Consider the following 19541-nt stretch of genomic DNA (forward strand, 5'->3'; position numbering starts at 1 on the left):
GCCGTGCAAGGTCGTCCATGGGCGTTGCCCATTACCCTGTAGCAGTAACTGATGTCAGCGAAAGGCTCCACCGTGCAGGTCACCAGCGTCGGGCACGCGGGTTTCCACATCACCACCGATGCAGGCACCATCCTGTGCGATCCGTGGGTGAACCCCGCCTATTTCGGCTCCTGGTTCCCGTTCCCCGATAACACCCAGCTGGACTGGAAGACCCTCGGCGACGTGGACTACCTGTACGTCTCCCACCTGCACCGCGATCATTTCGACGCCAAGAACCTGGCCGAGAACGTGAGCAAGGACGCCACCGTCCTGCTGCCGGACTACCCGGTGCCGGACCTGCGGCGCGAGCTGGAGAAGCTGGGCTTCACCAAGTTCTTCGAGACCGAGGATTCGGTCAAGCACAAGGTCAGCGGCCCCAAGGGCGATCTCGACATCATGATCATCGCGCTGCGCGCGCCCGCCGACGGCCCCATCGGCGACTCCGGCATCGTGGTCTCCGACGGCGAGACGGTGCTGTTCAACATGAACGACGCCCGCCCGGTGGACATGGACGTGCTCGGCGACAACTTCGGCGACATCGACGTGCACCTGCTGCAGTACTCGGGCGCCATCTGGTACCCGATGGTCTACGACATGCCGAAGGGCTCCAAGCGCCGCTTCGCGGAGCAGAAGCGTCAGCGTGGCATGGACCGCGCGCGCAGCTACGTCGACCAGGTGGCGGGCACCTGGGTGGTCCCGTCGGCCGGACCGCCCGCCTTCCTCGATCCCGAGCTGCGCTACCTCAACGACGAGGGCCGCACGGGCGAGGAGACGGTGCTCGGCGACCCGTCGAACATCTTCCCGGACCAGATCACCTTCCTGGAGGAGATGCGCACCAACGGCAACGACGGCGGCCTGCTGTTCATCCCCGGTACCGTCGGCGATTTCCGCGGTAAGGAGCTGGTCTCGCTGTCGCACCCGGTCTCCGAGGCCGAGGTGATGGACATCTTCGAGAACAAGACGGCGTACCTCGACGCCTTCGCCGAGCGTCAGGCCCCGGTGCTGGCCGCGGAGAAGGCCACCTGGGCGCAGGACGACGGGGTGCCGCTGCTGGGCGCGCTCAAGGCCAAATTCGAGCCGATCATGCAGGCTTCGGCCCTGATCAGCGACGGTATCGGGTACGCCGTGGGCCTGGAGATGGGCGACGAGACGGTGGTTCTCGACTTCCCGAACCGCACCGTGCGCGAGCCCGTGGAGGGCGAGGGCAAGTACCGGTACGGCTTCCGCATCGCGCCGGAGCTGGTGCGCACGGTGCTGCGCGACGACGAGCCCGACTGGGTGAACACGATCTTCCTGTCGACCCGGTTCACCACGTGGCGGATCGGCGGCTACAACGAGTTCCTCTACACCTTCTTCAAGTGCCTCACGCCCGAGCGGATCGCCTATGCGGACGGCTGGTTCTCCGAAGCGCACGACGATTCCGCGTCGATCGATCTGGAGGGCTGGGAGGTGCAGCGCCGCTGCCCGCACCTCAAGGCCGACCTGTCGAAGTTCGGCGTGGTCGAGGGTGGCAAGCTCACCTGCAACCTGCACGGCTGGCAGTGGGACCTGGAATCGGGTCGCTGCCTCACGTCGAGCGGGCACGAACTGCGTGCGAAGAGGTTGACGTGAGCACACCGAGGTTCCCGCGGAACAACCGCAAGCGAGTGGACGACTACTACGGCGTCCACGACACCGGCATGGCTACGCAGGCCCCGCCGCAGCGGCCCGCGGCACCGTCTCCCGCGCAGGTGCCACCGGGCCCGCAGCAGGCTCCGCAGCGCCAGGTCCCGCCGGCCGGACCGGTCCAGGGACCGCCGCCGGGCGCCGCACCCCAGGGACCTCCGCAGCAGGGGCCACCGCCGCAGGCTCCGCCTGCCCCGCCCCGCGTCGAGCCCCGGCCGCCGGCCCCCGAGCCGCGCAGCAAGCCCGACCCGCTCAACGATCCGCTGACCTCGGAGACCTTCCTCGGTGTGCAGCCGGAGTCCGACACCTTCGAGGCCGCGGTCACCGGCGCGTTCCGATACGGCGGGGCACCGCAGCCGCCGCAGAGCGAACCCGCCGCGGAGACACCGACATTCGACGCCGGGTACGACCAGTTCGCGCCGCCGCGGTTCGAACCGCGCGCCGAGAGCGCGTGGTCGGAGTCGGCCGGCGCGCAGGCACCGTCGCCCGATCCGACGGTGACCGACGAGCCCACCCCGGCGCCCGCGGATCACCCCGACGGCTACATCGATGTGGAGGTGGTCGACGTCGTCGAAGTCGACCACGAACCCCCGCCCGTCCGTGAGACGCTGGCGATCGACGCGTTCCCGTACACCCAGATCGACGAGTCCTACGTGGACCCGGCGGTCCTGCCCGAACCGAAGGAGCCCGGTGACATGACCGACTTCAACGAGTCGCTGAAGGAAGCGATGAGCATCGAGGGCGCACTCGGCGTGGCCCTGGTGGATTCGCAGAGCGGCATGGCGCTGGCCACCGCGGGCGACCCGACGGAGTTCAACCTCGAGGTGGCCGCCGCGGGCAACTCGGCGCTGGTGCAGGCGATGAGCCGCACGCTGGGCGACCTGGACCTCGACGATCACATCGAGGACATCCTGATCACGCTGGGCTCGCAGTACCAGATCGTGCGCCCCATCAAGCAGGGCGCCGAGGGACTGTTCCTGTACCTGGTGCTCGACCGTTCGCGCGCGAACCTGGCGATGGCCCGGTTCCGCCTCACCAAGCTGGAAGAGCAGATCGAGGTCTGATCGTCGCCGATGGTGAATCGACGATTTACCATTGAGGGATGACAGATCGGCAGTGGACGCGGCTCGGCGCCGTCCTCGGTGCGGTCGCCGCCGTCGCGGGGACGGCCGCGGTGGTGCTGTTCGCGACCATCTTCGCGAACCCGTGGGAGCTCCTCGCGGTGGCCGGGTTCGGTGCGCTCGGCTCCTGGTTCGCACGGCGGCGGGGCGCGCACGGAAAGCCGGCGCCGCTGGTCACCTACGACCTCGGGTTGATGGTCGCCGTGGTCACGGTCTGCGGCACTCTGGCGTGGTCGATCAGCCCCGCCGAACCGGGCGGGTGGCCGCTGGTCTTCGTCCTGGTGGCTCCGTTCCTGCTGCTGATCTGGGTGATACGGACCGCCGCGACCTGGCGCCGGGTCCCGGTCGGACTGACGGTCGCGGTGCCCCTGATCGTGGCGATCACCATCGGACTCACCGCGACGAGCGCACTCACCGACGCCCGGTACGCGCTGGCCAAGAACGACTTCCAGGCCATCGCGTTGAACCCGCCGCCGCGCGGCGAGGGCAGGGACATGCGGATCGGCACCTACTGGGCGCGGGTGTTCACGCGCGACGACGGTGCGGTGAAGTTCCGCTTCGGCAACAGCTGGACGGGCCTGATGTACGTCCCGGAGGGCCTGCCCGATCCGTCGCCCGACGATCCGCAGGGCTACTACCGGCCGTGGGCACCGCGATGGTGGACCTTCGATGCGGACTGAATCTCTCTCGGAATCAGTACGATCGACCTGATGACCACAACCATGTCCGTCTCGCCGAAGAAGCCGGCGTGGTGGCACCGTCCGCCGGGATGGCCACTCGCCATCGCGAGCCTCGTCGTCTGCGGAGCCTGGATCCTCGAGGCCAGCACACCGCAGGACGGCAGCCCGACGGTCGGGGTGGCGATCATCGGCGGGATCGGCCTGGTCACGCTCGCCTGGATCGGGCGCACCATGATCGCGGTCGCCGGCCGGCCGCGCTGGAGCGCGCGGTACCTGGCAGTGCCCCTGATCGGCCTGACCACCTTCGGCCTGGTCTACGTCGACGCCCCTTTCAAGGCCCGCTGGGCACACGCGCAACCCGCATTCGAGCATGCCGCGCACAGCGCACTGAGAACGGGACACCCGATCCGTCAGCACATGCGGCTGGGGACCTTCGAGGTCGATCAGACCGTGATCGACGGGACGGTGCGCTTCCGCTTCGGGCGCGGGTCGATCGGCGATACCCATTACATCGTGTACGCCGCGAACGGCGTGCCGCACACCTACGGCCCACCGTCGGCGGGCGACAAGGTCACGCATATCGACGGGCCGTGGTGGCGCGTAGTCGATATGTACTGACGATCCGTAGTTTGACGTACCGTACTTCGCATGCAAAGCATCGATGCGCCGGACCGCCAGTGGTGGCAGCGGCCCCCGGGGCGGCCGATGACCTTCACCGCCATCGCGCTGGTCCTCGTTCTCGCCTGGGCGGTGTCGCTGCCCGGCGGCAACGTCATGCTGTTGCTGGTGGCCTTCTGGCCGACGGCGATCTTCGCGCTGGTGTGGGTCATCCGCGTGGGTGTCGCGCTGGCCACCCCGCACCGTCCGCGGTGGGACGCGCGGTACCTGGTGATCCCGGTGATCTGCCTGACGGGGCTGGCGGCCGCCGCCTTCGACCTCCCGCGCGAGGCCCGCTGGGCCTACGCGAAACCGCGCATGGAATCGGCCTCGGCCGCGATCCGCAGCGGCGCCATGAAGGTGGCTCAGTCCGAGGATCTGCGCATCGGCAGCTACGCGCTGAGCTTCCACGACCGCCAGGACGGCAATGTCTGGTTCCGGATCACCGACGCCGGATTCCTCAACTCCACCTATCTCGTCCACTCGCCCGAGAATCGTCCCGTGCACGCGCAGGGCCGACCGACGTACAACACCGTCGAGCACTTCGACGGTCAGTGGTGGCTCGTCAACGAGATCTTCGACTGAAAGGCCGATCGTGACCGACTACTCCGCGCTCGATCCGCAGCGCCGGGCGGCCGTGCGCTCGGTGCGGGAGTCCTCGCTGATGACCCGGATCTTCATCGCCGTCGGCATCATCACCGTGGTCGTGGGCTGCTACTTCACGGTGGTCGATACGGTTTTCCTGGCGTCGAGCGTCACCGCCCAGGGGCGGGTCGTGGACTACGAGGAGAGCGAGAGCCGCGAGGACGACGGCCGGATCAGCTACAGCTATCAGCGGATCGTCGGGTACACGGTGGACGGTGTCGAGTACCGCAAGCGCGAGTCCGGCGCATCGTCCTCCGAGCCGGCGATCGGCGATCCCGTCACCGTGTACTACAACCCCGACGATCCGCAGGACGCGATGATCGATGCCTTCCTGCGGAAGTGGATCGGCCCCTTGGCGATCGGCTTCGGAGTGCTCTGGACGGCCCTCTTCGGTGCCGTTCAACGCTGGATGCGCCGCAAGCAGAGCCAGCGGGAGCTGACCGCGATCAACGGCACCCGGATACCGCTGTCGGTCACGGATCTCCGCGACGACGAATCGACCGATGTCGAAGGCAAGACCCACAAGGTCGTCGTCGCCACGATGTCGGGCGCCGACCCGGTGACGGGGGCGGCGCGGGAGTTCACCTCCCGCTACTACGGCTGGCGGCGGCACCGCCGGGCACCGGCATTGGGCACCCCGTACGTCGCGTTCGTCGACGACACCGGCGAGATCATCATCCGCGCATGACGGAAACCGGCGATATCCGCGGTGATACCCACAATGGCTCCGGATAGCGCAGGAAACCGCCGGTTTCGGTAGCTACGGACGCAGGACGTCGGTGCCGATGAAGGGCTGCAGGGCGGCGGGGACCCGGACGGAACCGTCGGGCTGCTGGTGGTTCTCCCAGATCGCGACGAGCCAGCGGGTGGTGGCCAGCGTGCCGTTGAGCGTGGCGGCCACCTGCGGGCGGCCGTCCTCGTCGCGGTACCGCACGCCGAGGCGACGCGCCTGGAAGGTGGTGCAGTTCGAGGTGGAGGTGAGCTCGCGGTAGCGGCCCTGCGAGGGCACCCACGCCTCGCAGTCGAACTTGCGCGCGGCCGAGCTGCCGAGATCGCCCGCGGCCACGTCGATCACGCGGTAGGGCACCTCGACGGCGGCCAGCATCTCCTTCTCGAAGTCCAGCAGCCGCTGATGCTCGGCATCGGCGTCCTCCGGCTTGCAGTAGACGAACATCTCGATCTTGTCGAACTGGTGCACGCGGATGATGCCGCGCGTGTCCTTGCCGTACGAGCCGGCCTCCCGGCGGAAGCAACTCGACTGCGCCGCATAGCGGATCGGGCCGTCGGCCAGGTCCACGATCTCGCCCATGTGGTATCCGGCCAGCGGCACCTCGGAGGTGCCCACCAGGTACAGGTCGTCGGCCTCGAGGCGGTAGATCTCGTCGGCGTGCGCGCCGAGGAATCCGGTGCCGGCCATCACTTCCGGCTTCACCAGCACGGGCGGGATCATCAGCGTGAAGCCGTTCGCCACGGCCTTCTGCACCGCCAGCTGCAGCAGCGCCATCTGGAACAGCGCGCCGTAGCCGGTCATGAAGTAGAACCGCGAACCCGACACCTTGGCGCCGCGCTCCATGTCCAGCAGGCCCAGGCCCTCGGCCAGCTCCAGGTGGTCCTTGGGCTCGGCGATCTCGGGAATCGTGCCCACGTGTTCGAGCACCTCGAAGTCGTCCTCGCCGCCGGCCGGCACGCCGTCGACGATCACGTTGCCGATCTTGCGCGCGGTCTCGTCGAAGGCCTCGTCGGCGCGGGCCTGCGCGGCCTCGGCCTCCTTGACCCGCGCGGCCAGTTCACCGGCCGCGGCCACGAGCGCCGGGCGCTCGTCGGGCGAGGCCTTGCCGATCGACTTCGACGAGGCCTTGTGCTCGGCTCGCAGGTTGTCGGCCGCCAGCACGGCCGCCCGACGGTCCGCGTCGGCGGACAGCAGTGCGTCCACCAGCGCAGGGTCTTCCCCTCGGGCGCGCTGCGAGGCGCGCACGCGATCCGGATTCTCGCGGAGCAGCTTGACGTCGATCACCCGACCAGCCTATTACGCCGCCGGTACCGTGCCCCACACGGTATTCGCCCGCGGGGCCAGGCATGATGGATCCGATGGCCGACGACACCGATACCCAGCCCGAGCCCGTCCTCCCCCCGGACGGGTCGGACCGTCCGGCTTCCGATCACGATGAGCAGGCGCGAACCGACCCGCGCGCCGGCGCGGCCGAGACGGATGTGACCGACGTGGCCGCCGGCCGCGTGAGCGCCGCGAACGTGCGCGCCGTGTTGATCGCGGTGATCGTGGGCGCGGTCGCGCTGGGCGCCACACTCTTCGCCGCCGGGTACTTCGACCCGGTCGCCGAGGAGAACGGCGGTCCGCGCCTGGCCGCGAACGGCTCCACGCTGGCCCGATCGAAGCCCGGCGCGTGCATCACCTGGGACAAGTCCGGCGCGCTGGCCCCCGTGGACTGCTCGGCACCGCACAAGTTCGAGGTGGCGGGCGAGCCCGCGAACACCCTCCCCGCGGACGCGAAGTACCCGTCGGAACAGCAGCTGGCCGCGCTGCGCGAGCAGGTGTGCACACCCGTGGTGGCCGAATACCTGGGCCAGCGCCTCGACCCGAAGAGCCGCTACCAGCTGGGGCTGCTGACCGCCGGGGAGAAGGCCTGGGAGGGCGGTGACCGCACCATGCGCTGCGGCATCCAGACCGTGGACGGCACCGGCACCGTGATCGAGACCACCGGCAAGGTGGCCAACCAGGACAAGGCCACGTCCTGGCCCGTAGGCACCTGCATCGGGATCAACGACCGGCGCCAGCCCACCGTGCCGGTGGACTGCAGCGCCCCGCACGCCTTCGAGGTGACCGCCACCGTCGACCTGCGGCAGAAGTTCCCCGACGCCTCGTGGCCCACGGCGGCGCAGCAGGAGGACTACCTGGGCGGGGTGTGCCCCGACCGGACCACGGCGTGGTTCGGCGCGCAGGACGGCCTCCGAAAATCGGGCCTGCAGTTGCAGTGGAACACCATCTCGCAGCCCTCGTGGACCGCCGGAGCGCGCACCGCGGTGTGCTTCGTGGCCTCCTCGGACGGCAAGACCTTCACCCCGATCACCGGCTCGGCGAAATCGCCCAACCTGCTGATCGACGGGAAGAAACCGGTGATGCCCACGTTCCCCGGCGCGCCCGCGCCGAAGCCGGGCGGATAGCCCGTGCACGTCTCGCGCCGCGCCTTCCAGGACTGGGTGTCCGATGCGCTCGACGATGTGCCGCCGCAGCTCGCGGAGGCGATGACCAACGTGGTCGTGCTGGTGCGGGACCGCAACGACGAGGACCCCACCATCCTCGGCCTGTACGAGGGCATCGCGCTCACCGAGCGGGACACCAGCACCTACTTCGGCACCCTGCCCGACCGGATCTTCATCTACCGCGAGCCGCTCATGGAGATGTGCGATACCGAGGAGCAACTCCGCAAGGAGATCCGGGTGACGGTGCTGCACGAGATCGGCCACCATTTCGGCATCGACGACCACCGACTCCACGAGTTGGGCTGGGCCTGAGCTTCAGCCCATCGGGCCGACGGCCTCAGCCCATCGGATCGACGGGCGACGGTGCGTCGGCCCAGCTGACCACTTCCCAGCCGCCGGACACGGGGCGCAGCACGATCTCCCCGGTGTTCGGCAGGTGGTGCTTGTGCGCGTACTCGCCGTCCACCCGGCCCAGGTGCGCGGCCACCAGCCGGATCGCGGCGCCGTGGCTCACGAGGTACACGTCGCCCTGATCGTCCCCGTCGAGGTACTGCGCGCGCGCCGCCTCGACTGCGGGCAGGTAGCGGGCCAGCAGGTCGTCGGCCGATTCGCCGCCGGGCAGCGCCGCGGCGCGGTCGCCGGAGTGCCAGCGCCGCACCACCTCCTGGAACTGCTTCACGGAGGCCTCGTCGTTGCGGCCCTCCAGGTCGCCCGCCTGCACCTCGTGCACGCCGTCGATCACGGTGACGGGTGCCTCCCAGCCGGCGCCGATCAGCTCCGCGGTCTGCTGCGCGCGCCGCGCGACCGAACACAGCAGCGCGGCCGGAACCACCCCGGGACGGTCGGCGGCGAACCGTCGGGCCTGGTCCGAGCCCTCCGGGGTGAGCGGCGCCCCGGGCGGACGGGTGTCCAGGGTCTTGGCCACGTTGGCGGTGGTCTGGCCGTGCCGGACCAGATGCAACAGCCCCGTCATCGTTCTCCCCTGCGCAATCGTTGGAACCAGTCGGCGGAGTCGCCGGGATCGGTGGGCGCGATCCCGGGGCCGCCGGGCCGCGGCCAGGAGCCGAGGAAGCGGACGTCGTCGCACACGCGGTGCAGCGCGCGCAGCGCCTCCCCGATGGCCGGATCGTCGATGTGGCCCACGCAGTCGAAGTGGAACACGTAACGCCCCAGCACAGTGCGCTTGGGCCGGGACTCGATGCGAGTGAGATCGACTCCACGGAGCGCGAATTCGGCCATCGCGAGAGCGAGCGAACCCGGCCTGCTGGGCACATCGAGCACCACGGAGGTGCAGTCCTGACCGGTGCGCGCGGGCGCCGGACCGGGCCGCCCGCACAGCACGAACCGGGTGCGGGCGTCGGCGACATCGGCGACGCCGGTGGCCTGTTCGGGGACGCCGTGCATCTGCGCGGCGAGCGCGGTGGTGACGGCGAGGTCGATCCGCCCTTCCGCCGCGTCCACAGCGGCCGCGGCGTTCGAGGCGGCGGGCACGAGTTCGGCCTGCGGTGCGTTCGCGGCCAGCCACCCGCGCACCTGTGCGGAGGCGACCGGATACGCGCCGACGGTGCGCGCCTGCGCCAGGGGGACGTGTCCGGCGATCGAGAAGGCGACGGCGAGATCGGTTTCGGCGTAGATCTGCAGCGGGGGCCCGAATCCGAGGGTGTCGACGGTGGGCGTGACCGGGCCCTCGACCGACGATTCGATGGGCACGCACGCGAGGTCGACGGCACCGTCGGCCACGAGCTCGAGGGCGGCGATCTGCGAGGGCGCGCTCACCCGTTCCGCGCCCACCAGGTTCACCCCGGGCACCTCCATCGCACCCCGGGCGGCGAGGTCCAGGCACTGCAGCAGCGCCATCTCGGTGAAGGTCCCCTCGGGGCCGAAATAGGCGATGCGCGTCACCCCGAAAGCCTATCGGAGCCGACCCCTGCGACGAGGGACACACAACCCGCGACCCGCACTGTTCAGTATAGTGATCTCGATATTGTGGGGCTGGAGCATGGGGGCACGCATGGCTGACGACAACCCGCTGGACCGGATCAGTTCGGGACCGGCGCCGCAGGGGCCGAGCCCGTGGCGGGCGAACCGGCTGCCCACGGGCAGTCCCTACTCGAACGGTCTCTACGGCACCGGGGATGTGCATCGCCGGCGCCGGCTGGGCCGCGCCGGGTGGCTCGCCCTCATCGCCGCGGTGGCGCTGCTCGCGGGCGCCGTCGGATGGGCGGCGGTCACGAAGGAGGGCGCGGCCACCACCGGGCCCACGGCGGTCGCCCCCACGGGCACCGCGGCGGCGCCCGTGCCGCCGTCGGTCGACCAGATCGCCGCGAACGCGGTGTTCACCACCGCGCTCGTCACACCGGCGTCGTGCGCGCTGCCGCCGTGGTCCACCGAACGTGCGGCGATGCAGCGGTTCTCGGAGGTCGCGCTCGCCTGCCTGGAATCGGTGTGGGCACTCCCGACGATGCGGGTCGAGCTCTTCTCCTCCCCCGACGGGGCGGTGCCGGGCTCGGACTGTCCGGCGGACTGGAAGATCACCTCGTTCGGCGTGTGCGGCGCCCGCAACGACGTCCTGTACGTCAACGCCGACCGCATGGTGTCCAGCATCGGAAGCCAGGCGGGCGGTGCGCTGCAGTGGCTCGGCCTCGCCGCGGCCGGCCAGGCGGAGGTGCGCAGCGGGGTGAGCGCCGATGCCCGGGCGCTGATCCGCTCCGCGGGCGGGGACACCGGTCCGCAGGGTTTCGACTACGCCAAGCGGGAGCACATGCAGGGCCTGTGCCTTGCGGGCACCACGGTCGGCCGGCTGGTGGGTCGCGGGGTGGCCGCGGGCGATCTGGCACGGGCGTCGGAGCAGGCGGGCACCTGGTCGCTGGTGGGTTCGGACAATCGTCCGGTGTCGGCGGCCACCGCGCGCGGCTGGTTCGACCGTGGCAGCCAGTCCCCCACGCCCGAGGTGTGCCGCGCGGTGTGGACCGTTCCCGTGGACGAGGTGTCCTGAGCCCTACCGCAATCCGAGGGCGTGCAGGCGGTCGGTGATGGCCTGCGGCTGCGGGGTGAGCAGGTGGCGCAGGCGCTCGCGCACGGCGTCCTGCGCCATGGGGTTGAGCGCGGCCAATCGCGTCTCGTCGGGTGCGGCGAGCGCGCCCTCGATGTCGTCGCCGGTGAGCGCGGCGACGGTGCCGCACAGCACGGCCACGGCCTGATCCGGTCCGGCGACCGCGATGGCGAATCCGGGACCGGTCTCGTGGACGCCCCAGATCAGGAAGTCGACGAGCTCGCGCGGTTTGTCCGGATCGAATCCATGGGTCGTGAGGTCGGACGGTCCGGCGATCGCCAGGCCGTCGACCAGGGACATCGGCTCGCGCGGGGGTGCCAGCAGCTCCAGTTCGATCGCCATCACCATGACGATAACTCTTGTCCCGGGTTGCCGACCCAATTAGGTTAGGGTTACCTTCTACGGCATACCCACCGAGTGAGAGGAGTCGTCATGAGCGCCCCCACGATCGCCGAGCCGACCCCGGCAGAGCGCGTCCGCACCGTCGCCGTCGTGCCGCACGCGGCCGTCCTGGTGGCCGACGGCCAGGAACCGATCACCGTCCTGCTCCACCACGTGCTCGGCGACCGGTTGGTGATCGCCATCGCCGACGACGTCCCCTGGCTCGACGGCGTGCGCGCCATGGTGGAGATCAACGACATCTCGCCGCTCGCGCTGCGCGAACGCACCCGGTCGCTGGTGTGGCTGTCCGGCACCCTCTCGGAGGTGGCCGACGGTGCCGCCCTCGCCGCCCGGGTGGCGATCGAGAATCCGCTGGAATCGCTGCTCGATGTGGGCAACGGCTCGCGCCTGCTGACCCTGCCGGTGGAGACCGCCGTGCTGGCCGACACCGCCGGCGCCTCGTCGGTGACGGGCGATGAACTCGCGGCGGCTGAGCCGGATCCGTTCGCGGGCTACGAATCCGCGTGGCTGGCACACGTGGAGAACGACCATCCGGAGATGGTCGGCCAACTGTCCCGGCGCATTCCGGGCAAGCTGCGCAACCACCGCATCCGGCTGCTGGGCATCGATCGCTTCGGTATCCGGCTGCGTGCCGAGCACCACGAGCTCTCGGATGTGGATGTGCGCCTGAACTTCGCGCAACCCGCCACCGATATGGCCGCCCTGCAGCGGGGCATCCGCATCCTGCTGGGCTGCCCGTTCCTCAACGGCCTGCGCGCCGCCAGCTAGATCCGCTCACGAATTCGGGTTCTGCGTTGGCACTCGGCCGGATTCGGCCTCGTCCGCCCGCAGAACCCGAATTCCTGAAGCGCTAGTGCGCCTGCACGGTGATATCAGTGCCCTTCGGGGTGAGCAGGTACACGCCCGCCGCCACCGCCAGCAGGATCACGCCACCCACCAGACCGGTGGTCTGCAGTGAGGCCGTGAACCCGGTGGCCGCGTGCTCCGCCAGCGCCGGGATCTGCGCTTCCCGAGCGATCGCCATTGCGGCGCCGAGGGATTCACCCGCCGCATCCGCCGTGGCGGCATCCACTCCCGGGATCGCCGCGAAGTCCGCATCGGCCGTGTAGAGCATCGCTGCCACACTGCCGAGGACGGCCACACCGAGCACGTTGCCCAGGTCGTAGGAGGTCTCCTCCAGCGCGGCGGCGTTGCCCGCCTTGTCCTCCGGTGTGCCGGACATGATCATCGCCGAGGCAACGGTCATCGACCCCATGCCCATGCCCACCAGGACCAGCGGGGCGATCAGCGTCGCGTAGGTGAGCTCGCCCGAGGCGTCGATCAGCACCATGCCGATACCCGCCAGGGCCAGACCGCCCGCCAAGACGGTCCGCGCGGTGAGCAGTCGGGTGATCCACGGCGCGGCGATGGACGCGATGGTCGCGGCCGCGGCCACCGGCAGCAGCCGCACCCCCGTCTCGATCGGCGTGTAGTTCTCCACCAGCTGCATCCACTGCGCGAGCAGCAGCAGGGCGGCGGCCATCGCGAACATCACGCCGAGGGCGGCGAGGATGGCCGCGGTGAACTGGCGGCGCTCGAACAGCCGCACGTCGAGCAGCGGGTCCGGCCGATGCAGTGAGCGGTACACGAACAGCGACAGCGCGATCACCGCGAGCAGCAGCGCCAGCAGCGCGGGCGCCGAGGCGAAGGTGTGGTCCTTGGCGAACCGCTTGATCGACCACACCAGGGCCACCATGCCGGTGATCGACAGGAGGGCGCCCACGTAGTCCCAGCGGCCGGGGCTCGGCACCGTCGATTCGGGCAGGATGAGCAGGCCCGCGATGAGCACCACGGCCATGAACGGCACGTTCACCAGGAACGCGGCGCGCCACGAGAAGTTCTCCAGCAGAACGCCGCCCGCGATCGGTCCGACTGCGGCACCGATGCCGGACACGGCCGCCCACAGGCCCAGCGCCTTCGCGCGCTCGGCGGGGTCGGTGAAGATCACCCGCAGCAGCGACAGCGTGGTCGGCATGATCATCGCGCCGCCCACACCCAGCAGGGCACGCAGCGCGATCACCTGGCCGGGCGTCTCCGCCCACAGCACCAGCAGCGATGCCACGCCGAAGACGCCGTAGCCCAGCAGCAGCATCCGCTTGCGGCCGAACCGGTCTCCGAGCGAGGCGGTCGACACCAGCAACCCGGCCAAGACCAGCGAGTAGGCGTCGATGATCCAGAGTTGTTGCGCCGCAGTGGGGCGCAGATCCGCGGAGAGATCCGGGATGGCGATGTTGAGGATCGTCAGATCCACGGTGATCACCAGCAGGCTCACCGAGAGAACGGCCGCCGCCGCCCACCGTCGCGCGAACGACATGGTGGCGGGGCCATCGGTCGTGAGTTGAGTCATGACTGGGTTCCCTTCGTCGCGCCGAGCGGCGCGGTCCAGAGCGCCGCGATGGCGCTGTCGAGCAGGTCGCGGTCCATGGGCTTCTCGGCGATGACGGCGTCCATGGTCGCGCCGTCGGTGAGCATCGCCACGGCGCGGGCGTTCTCGGGCGGGATGTACCGCGACAGGGTCTCGATGTGTCGCGCGGTCCAGTGCCGGGCGAGCTCCTCCAATTCGGGGCTCAGCAGCGAGGCGCAGGTGACGGCGAAATCGCCGCGCACGAGCTGCGGGTCCTCGAGGTAGCGGTGCAGGGCGGCGGTGTAGGCCGTCGACGAGGCGCCCTCCCGGACGAACTCGGCCTCCAGTTCGGCGAGCCACTGTTCCGCTTCGGCCATGAGACTCTGCAGCGCCGCGGCGCGCAGATCGTCGAGGGTGGCGAAGTACTGCGTGGTCGATCCCAGCGGGACGCCGGCACGCGTGGCCACCTTGCGGTGCGTCAGCGCATCGGGTCCGGCCTCCAGCACGAGCGCCGCGGCGGCGTCCACGATCTCGCGGCGGCGACGCTCGGGGTCACGGCGGCGCGGTGTGTCGGTCATACTCATTCTCCTAATGTACGTCTGTACATGTACAACTGTACATCAAGGCGCGGTGTTGTCGATTCTTCACCCGCGCGGTGTTCTTTTGCAGCCCGAACCGGTTAGATTGGTGCGATGAACACCACAGAGGGTTCGACGAAGCACTCCGTCAAGGAGACTGTGAGCGAGACGGCGAAGTCCTGGCTGCGCAAGGCCATCGCGGCCTTCGTGCTCGTGGGCGTACTGATCGCGGTGTACTTCGGCCTGTCCGCCTTCATTCCGCGCTGGTGGGCCCAACAGGTCGGCCGCTGGGTGGATTCGAGCATGACCAGCGGCACCCTCTTCGGCCTGGGCATCGGCTTCGCCAGCACGGCCGTACCACTTCTCATCCTGGTGTTCGCCGCGCGGCGGGTGAAGAGCCATCCCGCGATCGCCACCATCGCGGGCGTCCTCGCGGTGGCCGCGTCGGTGCCGAACCTGATGACCCTGTCGGTGGTGATCGGCGTGGGCAGCGGCGCCAACGCCGGTCGCCAGACGATGAACGTCGACTCCCCCGGTTTCCGCGGGGCCACCCTGATCGGCGTGATCGTCGGTGCTCTCTTCGCCGTGGCTCTGGCGATCTTCCTCGCCGTGCAGCGCAAGAAGCGCGCGAAGAAGAAGCAGATCAAGGCCGCCGAGAAGGAGGCCAAGGCAGCCGCCAAGCAGGCGGAGAAGGACGCCAAGGCGGCCGAGAAGGCGCTCAAGAGCGGGCACGCCCCCGCCGCGTCCAGCCTCGACGACGATCAGCCCGCGCAACCGGGCAGCGGCGCGAGTAGCTAGCCGCGTCCGCGAGGACTACCCACCCCGGCTTTCGCTCCGCCGCGATCACTCCTGGCCTCGACCGATGTCGTGAAGCGATGTCGTCAGCCGGGAAGGCCGGGATCGTCGTCGTCCGCCTGCGGGATCGAATCGGCCGGCTGAACACGCCTGCTATCGCCGGTCAACAGCTGGCGAATCTCGGTCCGGCTCGCGAATCGCAGCTTCAGCACCGCCGCCGCAACGAGGAATCCCGCCGCGGGGAGCACACCCGCGCCGAGACCCGCGAAGCCTGCCAATCCGCCGACCGCCACCACCGAGGCGAAGGTCCTTCGTGGCGGATTCGTCGTTTCCGGTTCGCCCCAGATGGCGTACACGGCAACGGCCATCACGAGGGCCACGGTCACAGAAATCGCGTCGGCACTCATCTACTCACCGCGCACGATCGCCCCGCTCGGCGGACTCCACGCCGCTCAGGCCTCAGATCCCGAACAGGCTCTCGATCGGCGACTTGGCGAAGTACACCAGGAACAGGCCGGCCACCACCCACAGCAGCGGGTGCACCGTCTTCGCCTTGCCCTGCGCCACGGCGAGCACCACCCAGGTGATGAACCCGATGCCGATGCCGTTGGCGATGGAGTACGTGAAGGGCATCGTGACCACCGTGAGGAAGGAGGGCAGTGCGATGCCGAACTGGGTCCAGTCGATGTCCCTGAGCTGACCGATCATCATGGCGCCCACGATCACCAGCGCAGGCGAGGCGGCCTCGGACGGCACCACCTCGTACAGCGGGGTGAAGAACATCGCCAGCAGGAACAGCACGCCGGTCACGATGTTCGCCAGGCCCGTGCGGGCACCCTCGGCGATGCCGGCGGCGGACTCCACGAAGACGGTGTTCGACGACGCCGAGGCGCCGCCGCCCACGATGGCGCCCGCGCCCTCGACGGCCAGCGCCTTGCCGATGTTGGGGACGCTGCCGTCCTCCTTCATCAGGCCGGCCTCCTTGGTCATGCCGGTGATGGTGCCCATGGCGTCGAAGAAGTTCGACAGCACCAGCGCGAACACCAGGACCGACGCGGCGAGCACGCCGATCCGGGTGAAGGCGCCGAAGATGTCCACCTCGCCCACCAGCGACAGATCCGGCAGCCCGCCGAGCGAGCTGGGCAGCTCCGGGATGTTCAGGCTCCAGCCGTGCGGATCCTTGATCGACGGTCCGAGACCCGTCAGCTTCTGCACGACGAGGGCGACGATCGTGGTGATCACCACGCCCAGCAGGATCGCGCCGGGCACCTTGCGCACCACCAGGATGCCCATCAGCAGCACGCCGAAGACGAACACCGCCGTCGGCCACGACGCCACGGAGTTGCCGATCCCCAGGGTCACCGGCACCGTCGTGCCCGCGGCGTCCGGGACGCGCCGCACGAACCCGGAGTCCACGAAGCCGATGAACGCGATGAAGCAGCCGATACCTGCCGCGATCGCGGCCTTGAGCTCGGCGGGGATCGCGCGGAAGACCGCGGTGCGGAAACCGGTGACGCCGAGGATCACGATGATGATGCCGTCGATCACCACCAGGCCCATGGCCTCGGGCCAGGTGACCTGCGGCGCGACGCTCACCGCGAGCAGGCTGTTCACGCCGAGGCCGGCGGCGATACCGAAGGGGTAGTTGACGATCGCACCGAAGACGATGCACATCAGGCCCGCGGCGAGCGCGGTGACGGCGGCGACCTGCGCGGTGGGCAGCACGTTGCCGAGCACGTCGGTGTTCTTGTTGTTGCCCACGATGCCGCCGATGATGATCGGGTTGAGCACCACGATGTAGGCCATCGTGAAGAAGGTGACGAGGCCACCGCGCAGCTCGCGCGAGATCGTCGAGCCGCGCTCGCTGATCTGGAAGTAGCGGTCGACAGGCCCCAGGCGGGGTTCGACAGGTGCAGACACGGCGTTCACCTCGGCGATCGTGAGCGGGACCGCGCAATCGTATGACACGCCGATACAGTGGGCCGGTGAGCGCCCCCGAAGCCGTGCCCGCGAGCGAGAAGGGTCCGCTGCGCGCCGAGATCGCCATCGTCCTGCTGGTGACTTTCGGCTGGTCGGGGATGTATTCGCTGATCCGGCTGATCGGCTATCAACTCGGCCCCGGTGTGGGCGGCACGACGGTGAGCCTCAACCCCTCGCGCAGCCCGCACATCCCCATCGATTTCCTGCTCCAGACGCTCACGGCGGTGCAGCTGTTCGCCTGGGCCTCCCTCGCCCTCTATCTGCTGTGGCGCTCGGGCATCGGCGTGGCCGATCTGGGCTTCGCGCTGCGCGGCTCCCGGCGCGAGCTGCTCAAGAACATCGGGCTCGGGACGGGGCTCGCGGCGTTGATCGGCCTCCCCGGATTGGCCCTCTACGTGGCGGGACGTGCGCTGGGCGTCACCGCGAACGTGCTGCCCGCGGCGGGCGGCGACCCCGGCTGGCGGATGGTGACCTACGTGCTCATCGCCGCCGGTAACGCCGTCGCCGAGGAGGTCGTGGTGGTGGGCTACTTCATGACCCGGCTGCGGCAGCTCGGGGTGGGGCGCGGCGGCACGATCGCCGCCTCCGCCCTCCTGCGCGGCAGCTACCACCTGTACCAGGGGTTCGGTGCCGGTCTGGGGAACGTGGTGATGGGTGTGATCTTCGGTGCGGTCTACGACCGGTGGCGCACGCTGTGGCCGCTGGTGATCGCCCATTTCGTGATCGACGTGGTGGCCTACCTCGGCTACGCGCTGCTCAGATCACACCTCGGTTTCCTCAGCTAGCGATCACCCGCGGCGCACGCCCGGTTCCATGCCCTCACGAGGCAGGATTCGGCTCGTACGCTCGCGAAACCCGACATTCGGGTCACCCGATCTCTCAGATACTGCCCGTACAGTCGGAATGCGTGAACGACGAACGATCCCGGGGCGACGAGCGGCCGCTCGCCTGGTCCCAGGTACCCGAGGGCGAGCCGTCGGTGACCCGGCGCCCCGTCGGGAACCGGCAGGGCCCGCCGCGTCCGCAGCCGCCCCGGCAGGCGCGACCGCAGCAGCCGCCGCAGCCGCCGCGCGGACAGCAGCCCTTCCGTCCGCAGGCTCCGCAGCCGCGACCCACCCGGGTCGAGCGCCCGCAGCCCGCGCCGCCGCAGGGCAACTGGGCCCCGCCGCAGACGCCCGAGCCCATCCCCGCGCGCGCGGAGCGCCGCAGCCGGGGGCACCGGTCGCGTCGGAGAACGCGGCAGCAGTGTGGGCGCGCGCGGAAGCAGCGGCCGGGTGCCCCCGCCGCCGCGACCGCCCCGCGACCGCAGCCGGCGCCGGGCCGCACCGGAGGCGCCGAAGCCGTCCGCTACGCCCCGCGTCACACGCAAACGGCGGCTTCATCCGCTGCGCTGGATCAGCCTGTTCCTGGTCCTGGTGATCGTGGGCACCGCGGCCGCCACCTTCTACTTCGACGGCAAACTCAACCGGGTCGACTCCCTCGCCGCCTACGCCGGCCGGATCGCCGACACCCCGGGAACCAACTGGCTGCTGGTGGGATCCGATGCCCGCGAGGGACTCTCCCCGCAGCAGCAGAAGGACCTGGCCACGGGCGGCGACCTCGGCGGCGCCCGCACCGACACCATCATGCTGGTGCACATCCCCAAGTCCGGTTCGCCGCTGCTGATCTCGATCCCCCGCGACCTGTACGTCCCGGTCCCCGGACAGGGCAGCTACAAGATCAACGCCGCCTACTTCCTGGGCGGCCCCAAGCTCCTGGTGCAGACCTTCGAATCGAAGGCCAAGGTGCGCATCGACCACTACGCGGAGATCGGCTTCGGCGGCTTCGCGAACATGGTGGACGCCCTCGGCGGCATCGAGATGTGCCCGAAGTACCCGATCAACGACCCCAAGGCCGGAATCCGGCTGCAGGCCGGCTGCCAGACGCTCAACGGCGCGCAGGCCCTCGGCTACGTGCGCACCCGCGCCACGCCGAACGCCGACCTCGATCGGGTGACGCACCAGCGCGAGTTCATGACGGCGCTGTTCAAGAAGGCGACATCGCCCAGCACGCTGCTCAATCCGTTCGAGATGTGGAGCCTGGCCGATGCCACCGTGGGCGCGCTCACCGTGGACACCGACACGCACCTGTGGGACCTGGGGCGCCTGGCATGGGCGCTGAGCAGCTCACCCGTCACCACCACCACGCCCACGGGCGGCAGCAGCAACACCGACGAGGGCGATGCGCTCCTCTGGGGCAAGAACACCACCGAGTTCTTCGGACTCATCGCGGCGGATCAACCGGTGCCCGATCGCCTGCTCAGCGCACCCGCGAATTCCGGATAAG

General features: G+C 69.9%; 21 protein-coding genes. 13 read left to right on the forward strand and 8 right to left on the reverse strand.

The window, feature by feature from the left end:
* Positions 1–72 precede the first annotated feature (72 nt).
* The 6 genes from TTY48_RS08145 to TTY48_RS08170 are packed head-to-tail and all read left to right on the forward strand — an operon-like array spanning position 73 to position 5495.
* The gene (locus TTY48_RS08145) at positions 73–1650 is read left to right on the forward strand and encodes a Rieske 2Fe-2S domain-containing protein (RefSeq protein ID WP_220658506.1); all 1578 of its coding nucleotides are present in this window, start codon (positions 73–75) and stop codon (positions 1648–1650) included.
* Positions 1647–2768 (forward strand): hypothetical protein, encoded by a 1122-nt coding sequence (locus TTY48_RS21275; RefSeq protein WP_255585583.1) that lies wholly within the window; start codon positions 1647–1649, stop codon positions 2766–2768. Before TTY48_RS08145 ends, TTY48_RS21275 begins: the two co-directional genes overlap by 4 nt.
* A gap of 38 nt (positions 2769–2806) precedes the next feature.
* Positions 2807–3505 carry a hypothetical protein gene (locus TTY48_RS08155; RefSeq protein ID WP_220657019.1) on the forward strand — a complete coding sequence of 233 codons (699 nt, stop codon included), beginning with the start codon at positions 2807–2809 and terminating at the stop codon, positions 3503–3505.
* A gap of 30 nt (positions 3506–3535) precedes the next feature.
* Complete coding sequence (locus TTY48_RS08160) at positions 3536–4123, forward strand: hypothetical protein (protein WP_220657020.1); 588 nt, start codon at positions 3536–3538, stop codon at positions 4121–4123.
* Between the two features lie 30 nt (positions 4124–4153).
* Positions 4154–4747, forward strand: a complete 594-nt coding sequence (locus TTY48_RS08165) for a hypothetical protein (protein WP_220657021.1) — start codon at positions 4154–4156, stop codon at positions 4745–4747.
* A 10-nt stretch (positions 4748–4757) separates the two neighbouring features.
* Positions 4758–5495, forward strand: coding sequence for a DUF3592 domain-containing protein (locus TTY48_RS08170; RefSeq protein ID WP_220657022.1), 738 nt, complete (start codon positions 4758–4760; stop codon positions 5493–5495).
* 72 nt (positions 5496–5567) lie between these two features.
* Here the strand turns inward: TTY48_RS08170 and serS are convergent, their stop codons facing one another.
* Positions 5568–6821, reverse strand: a complete 1254-nt coding sequence (gene serS / locus TTY48_RS08175; RefSeq protein ID WP_220657023.1) for a serine--tRNA ligase — start codon at positions 6819–6821, stop codon at positions 5568–5570.
* Between the two features lie 74 nt (positions 6822–6895).
* On the opposite strand from serS, the gene TTY48_RS08180 reads away from it, so the two are divergent.
* Positions 6896–7987, forward strand: a complete 1092-nt coding sequence (locus TTY48_RS08180; protein WP_220657024.1) for a septum formation family protein — start codon at positions 6896–6898, stop codon at positions 7985–7987.
* Between the two features lie 3 nt (positions 7988–7990).
* On the forward strand, positions 7991–8338 hold the full coding sequence (locus TTY48_RS08185; RefSeq protein ID WP_220657025.1) for a metallopeptidase family protein: 348 nt from the start codon (positions 7991–7993) through the stop codon (positions 8336–8338).
* A gap of 25 nt (positions 8339–8363) precedes the next feature.
* Here the strand turns inward: TTY48_RS08185 and TTY48_RS08190 are convergent, their stop codons facing one another.
* Both TTY48_RS08190 and pheA read right to left on the reverse strand, forming a co-directional pair.
* Entirely contained in the window at positions 8364–8999 is a 636-nt protein-coding gene (locus tag TTY48_RS08190; RefSeq protein ID WP_220657026.1) for a histidine phosphatase family protein, read from the reverse strand.
* The gene (pheA, locus tag TTY48_RS08195; RefSeq protein WP_220657027.1) at positions 8996–9928 is read right to left on the reverse strand and encodes a prephenate dehydratase; all 933 of its coding nucleotides are present in this window, start codon (positions 9926–9928) and stop codon (positions 8996–8998) included. Before pheA ends, TTY48_RS08190 begins: the two co-directional genes overlap by 4 nt.
* Positions 9929–10037: 109 nt before the next feature.
* Here pheA and TTY48_RS08200 point away from each other — a divergent pair, with 109 nt between their 5' ends.
* The gene (locus tag TTY48_RS08200; protein WP_220657028.1) at positions 10038–11021 is read left to right on the forward strand and encodes a hypothetical protein; all 984 of its coding nucleotides are present in this window, start codon (positions 10038–10040) and stop codon (positions 11019–11021) included.
* Positions 11022–11024: 3 nt separating this feature from the next.
* Here the strand turns inward: TTY48_RS08200 and TTY48_RS08205 are convergent, their stop codons facing one another.
* Entirely contained in the window at positions 11025–11420 is a 396-nt protein-coding gene (locus tag TTY48_RS08205) for a hypothetical protein (protein WP_220657029.1), read from the reverse strand.
* 90 nt (positions 11421–11510) lie between these two features.
* Here TTY48_RS08205 and TTY48_RS08210 point away from each other — a divergent pair, with 90 nt between their 5' ends.
* A complete protein-coding gene (locus TTY48_RS08210) occupies positions 11511–12248 on the forward strand; it encodes a DUF2470 domain-containing protein (protein WP_220657030.1) in 738 nt (245 codons plus the stop codon).
* 82 nt (positions 12249–12330) lie between these two features.
* Here the strand turns inward: TTY48_RS08210 and TTY48_RS08215 are convergent, their stop codons facing one another.
* Entirely contained in the window at positions 12331–13866 is a 1536-nt protein-coding gene (locus TTY48_RS08215) for an MFS transporter (protein ID WP_220657031.1), read from the reverse strand.
* Complete coding sequence (locus TTY48_RS08220) at positions 13863–14441, reverse strand: TetR/AcrR family transcriptional regulator (protein WP_220657032.1); 579 nt, start codon at positions 14439–14441, stop codon at positions 13863–13865. The genes TTY48_RS08215 and TTY48_RS08220 overlap by 4 nt, the downstream gene beginning before the upstream one ends.
* Positions 14442–14555: 114 nt before the next feature.
* On the opposite strand from TTY48_RS08220, the gene TTY48_RS08225 reads away from it, so the two are divergent.
* On the forward strand, positions 14556–15239 hold the full coding sequence (locus tag TTY48_RS08225) for a hypothetical protein (protein WP_220657033.1): 684 nt from the start codon (positions 14556–14558) through the stop codon (positions 15237–15239).
* 83 nt (positions 15240–15322) lie between these two features.
* Here the strand turns inward: TTY48_RS08225 and TTY48_RS08230 are convergent, their stop codons facing one another.
* Positions 15323–15643, reverse strand: a complete 321-nt coding sequence (locus TTY48_RS08230) for a hypothetical protein (RefSeq protein ID WP_220657034.1) — start codon at positions 15641–15643, stop codon at positions 15323–15325.
* A 52-nt stretch (positions 15644–15695) separates the two neighbouring features.
* The gene (locus tag TTY48_RS08235; RefSeq protein ID WP_220658508.1) at positions 15696–17156 is read right to left on the reverse strand and encodes an NCS2 family permease; all 1461 of its coding nucleotides are present in this window, start codon (positions 17154–17156) and stop codon (positions 15696–15698) included.
* A gap of 65 nt (positions 17157–17221) precedes the next feature.
* On the opposite strand from TTY48_RS08235, the gene TTY48_RS08240 reads away from it, so the two are divergent.
* Together TTY48_RS08240 and TTY48_RS08245 are read left to right on the forward strand one after the other, a co-directional pair.
* Positions 17222–18001, forward strand: coding sequence for a CPBP family intramembrane glutamic endopeptidase (locus tag TTY48_RS08240; protein WP_220657035.1), 780 nt, complete (start codon positions 17222–17224; stop codon positions 17999–18001).
* 489 nt (positions 18002–18490) lie between these two features.
* Positions 18491–19540, forward strand: a complete 1050-nt coding sequence (locus TTY48_RS08245; protein WP_255585585.1) for an LCP family protein — start codon at positions 18491–18493, stop codon at positions 19538–19540.
* Position 19541: the final 1 nt, after the last annotated feature.

It is taken from the genome of Tsukamurella sp. TY48 (assembly GCF_019656655.1).
In the GTDB taxonomy this organism is placed as follows: Bacteria; Actinomycetota; Actinomycetes; order Mycobacteriales; family Mycobacteriaceae; genus Tsukamurella; species Tsukamurella strandjordii.

Coding starts and splice junctions, on each gene's coding strand:
- TTY48_RS08155 (WP_220657019.1), top strand. CDS start 2,807: ATGACAGATCGGCAGTGGACGCGGCTCGGCGCCGTCCTCGGTGCGGTC.
- TTY48_RS08190 (WP_220657026.1), bottom strand. CDS start 8,999: ATGACGGGGCTGTTGCATCTGGTCCGGCACGGCCAGACCACCGCCAAC.
- TTY48_RS08160 (WP_220657020.1), top strand. CDS start 3,536: ATGACCACAACCATGTCCGTCTCGCCGAAGAAGCCGGCGTGGTGGCAC.
- TTY48_RS08215 (WP_220657031.1), bottom strand. CDS start 13,866: ATGACTCAACTCACGACCGATGGCCCCGCCACCATGTCGTTCGCGCGA.
- TTY48_RS08180 (WP_220657024.1), top strand. CDS start 6,896: ATGGCCGACGACACCGATACCCAGCCCGAGCCCGTCCTCCCCCCGGAC.
- TTY48_RS08200 (WP_220657028.1), top strand. CDS start 10,038: ATGGCTGACGACAACCCGCTGGACCGGATCAGTTCGGGACCGGCGCCG.
- TTY48_RS08225 (WP_220657033.1), top strand. CDS start 14,556: ATGAACACCACAGAGGGTTCGACGAAGCACTCCGTCAAGGAGACTGTG.
- TTY48_RS08220 (WP_220657032.1), bottom strand. CDS start 14,441: ATGACCGACACACCGCGCCGCCGTGACCCCGAGCGTCGCCGCCGCGAG.
- TTY48_RS08165 (WP_220657021.1), top strand. CDS start 4,154: ATGCAAAGCATCGATGCGCCGGACCGCCAGTGGTGGCAGCGGCCCCCG.
- TTY48_RS08205 (WP_220657029.1), bottom strand. CDS start 11,420: ATGGCGATCGAACTGGAGCTGCTGGCACCCCCGCGCGAGCCGATGTCC.
- TTY48_RS08230 (WP_220657034.1), bottom strand. CDS start 15,643: ATGAGTGCCGACGCGATTTCTGTGACCGTGGCCCTCGTGATGGCCGTT.
- TTY48_RS08210 (WP_220657030.1), top strand. CDS start 11,511: ATGAGCGCCCCCACGATCGCCGAGCCGACCCCGGCAGAGCGCGTCCGC.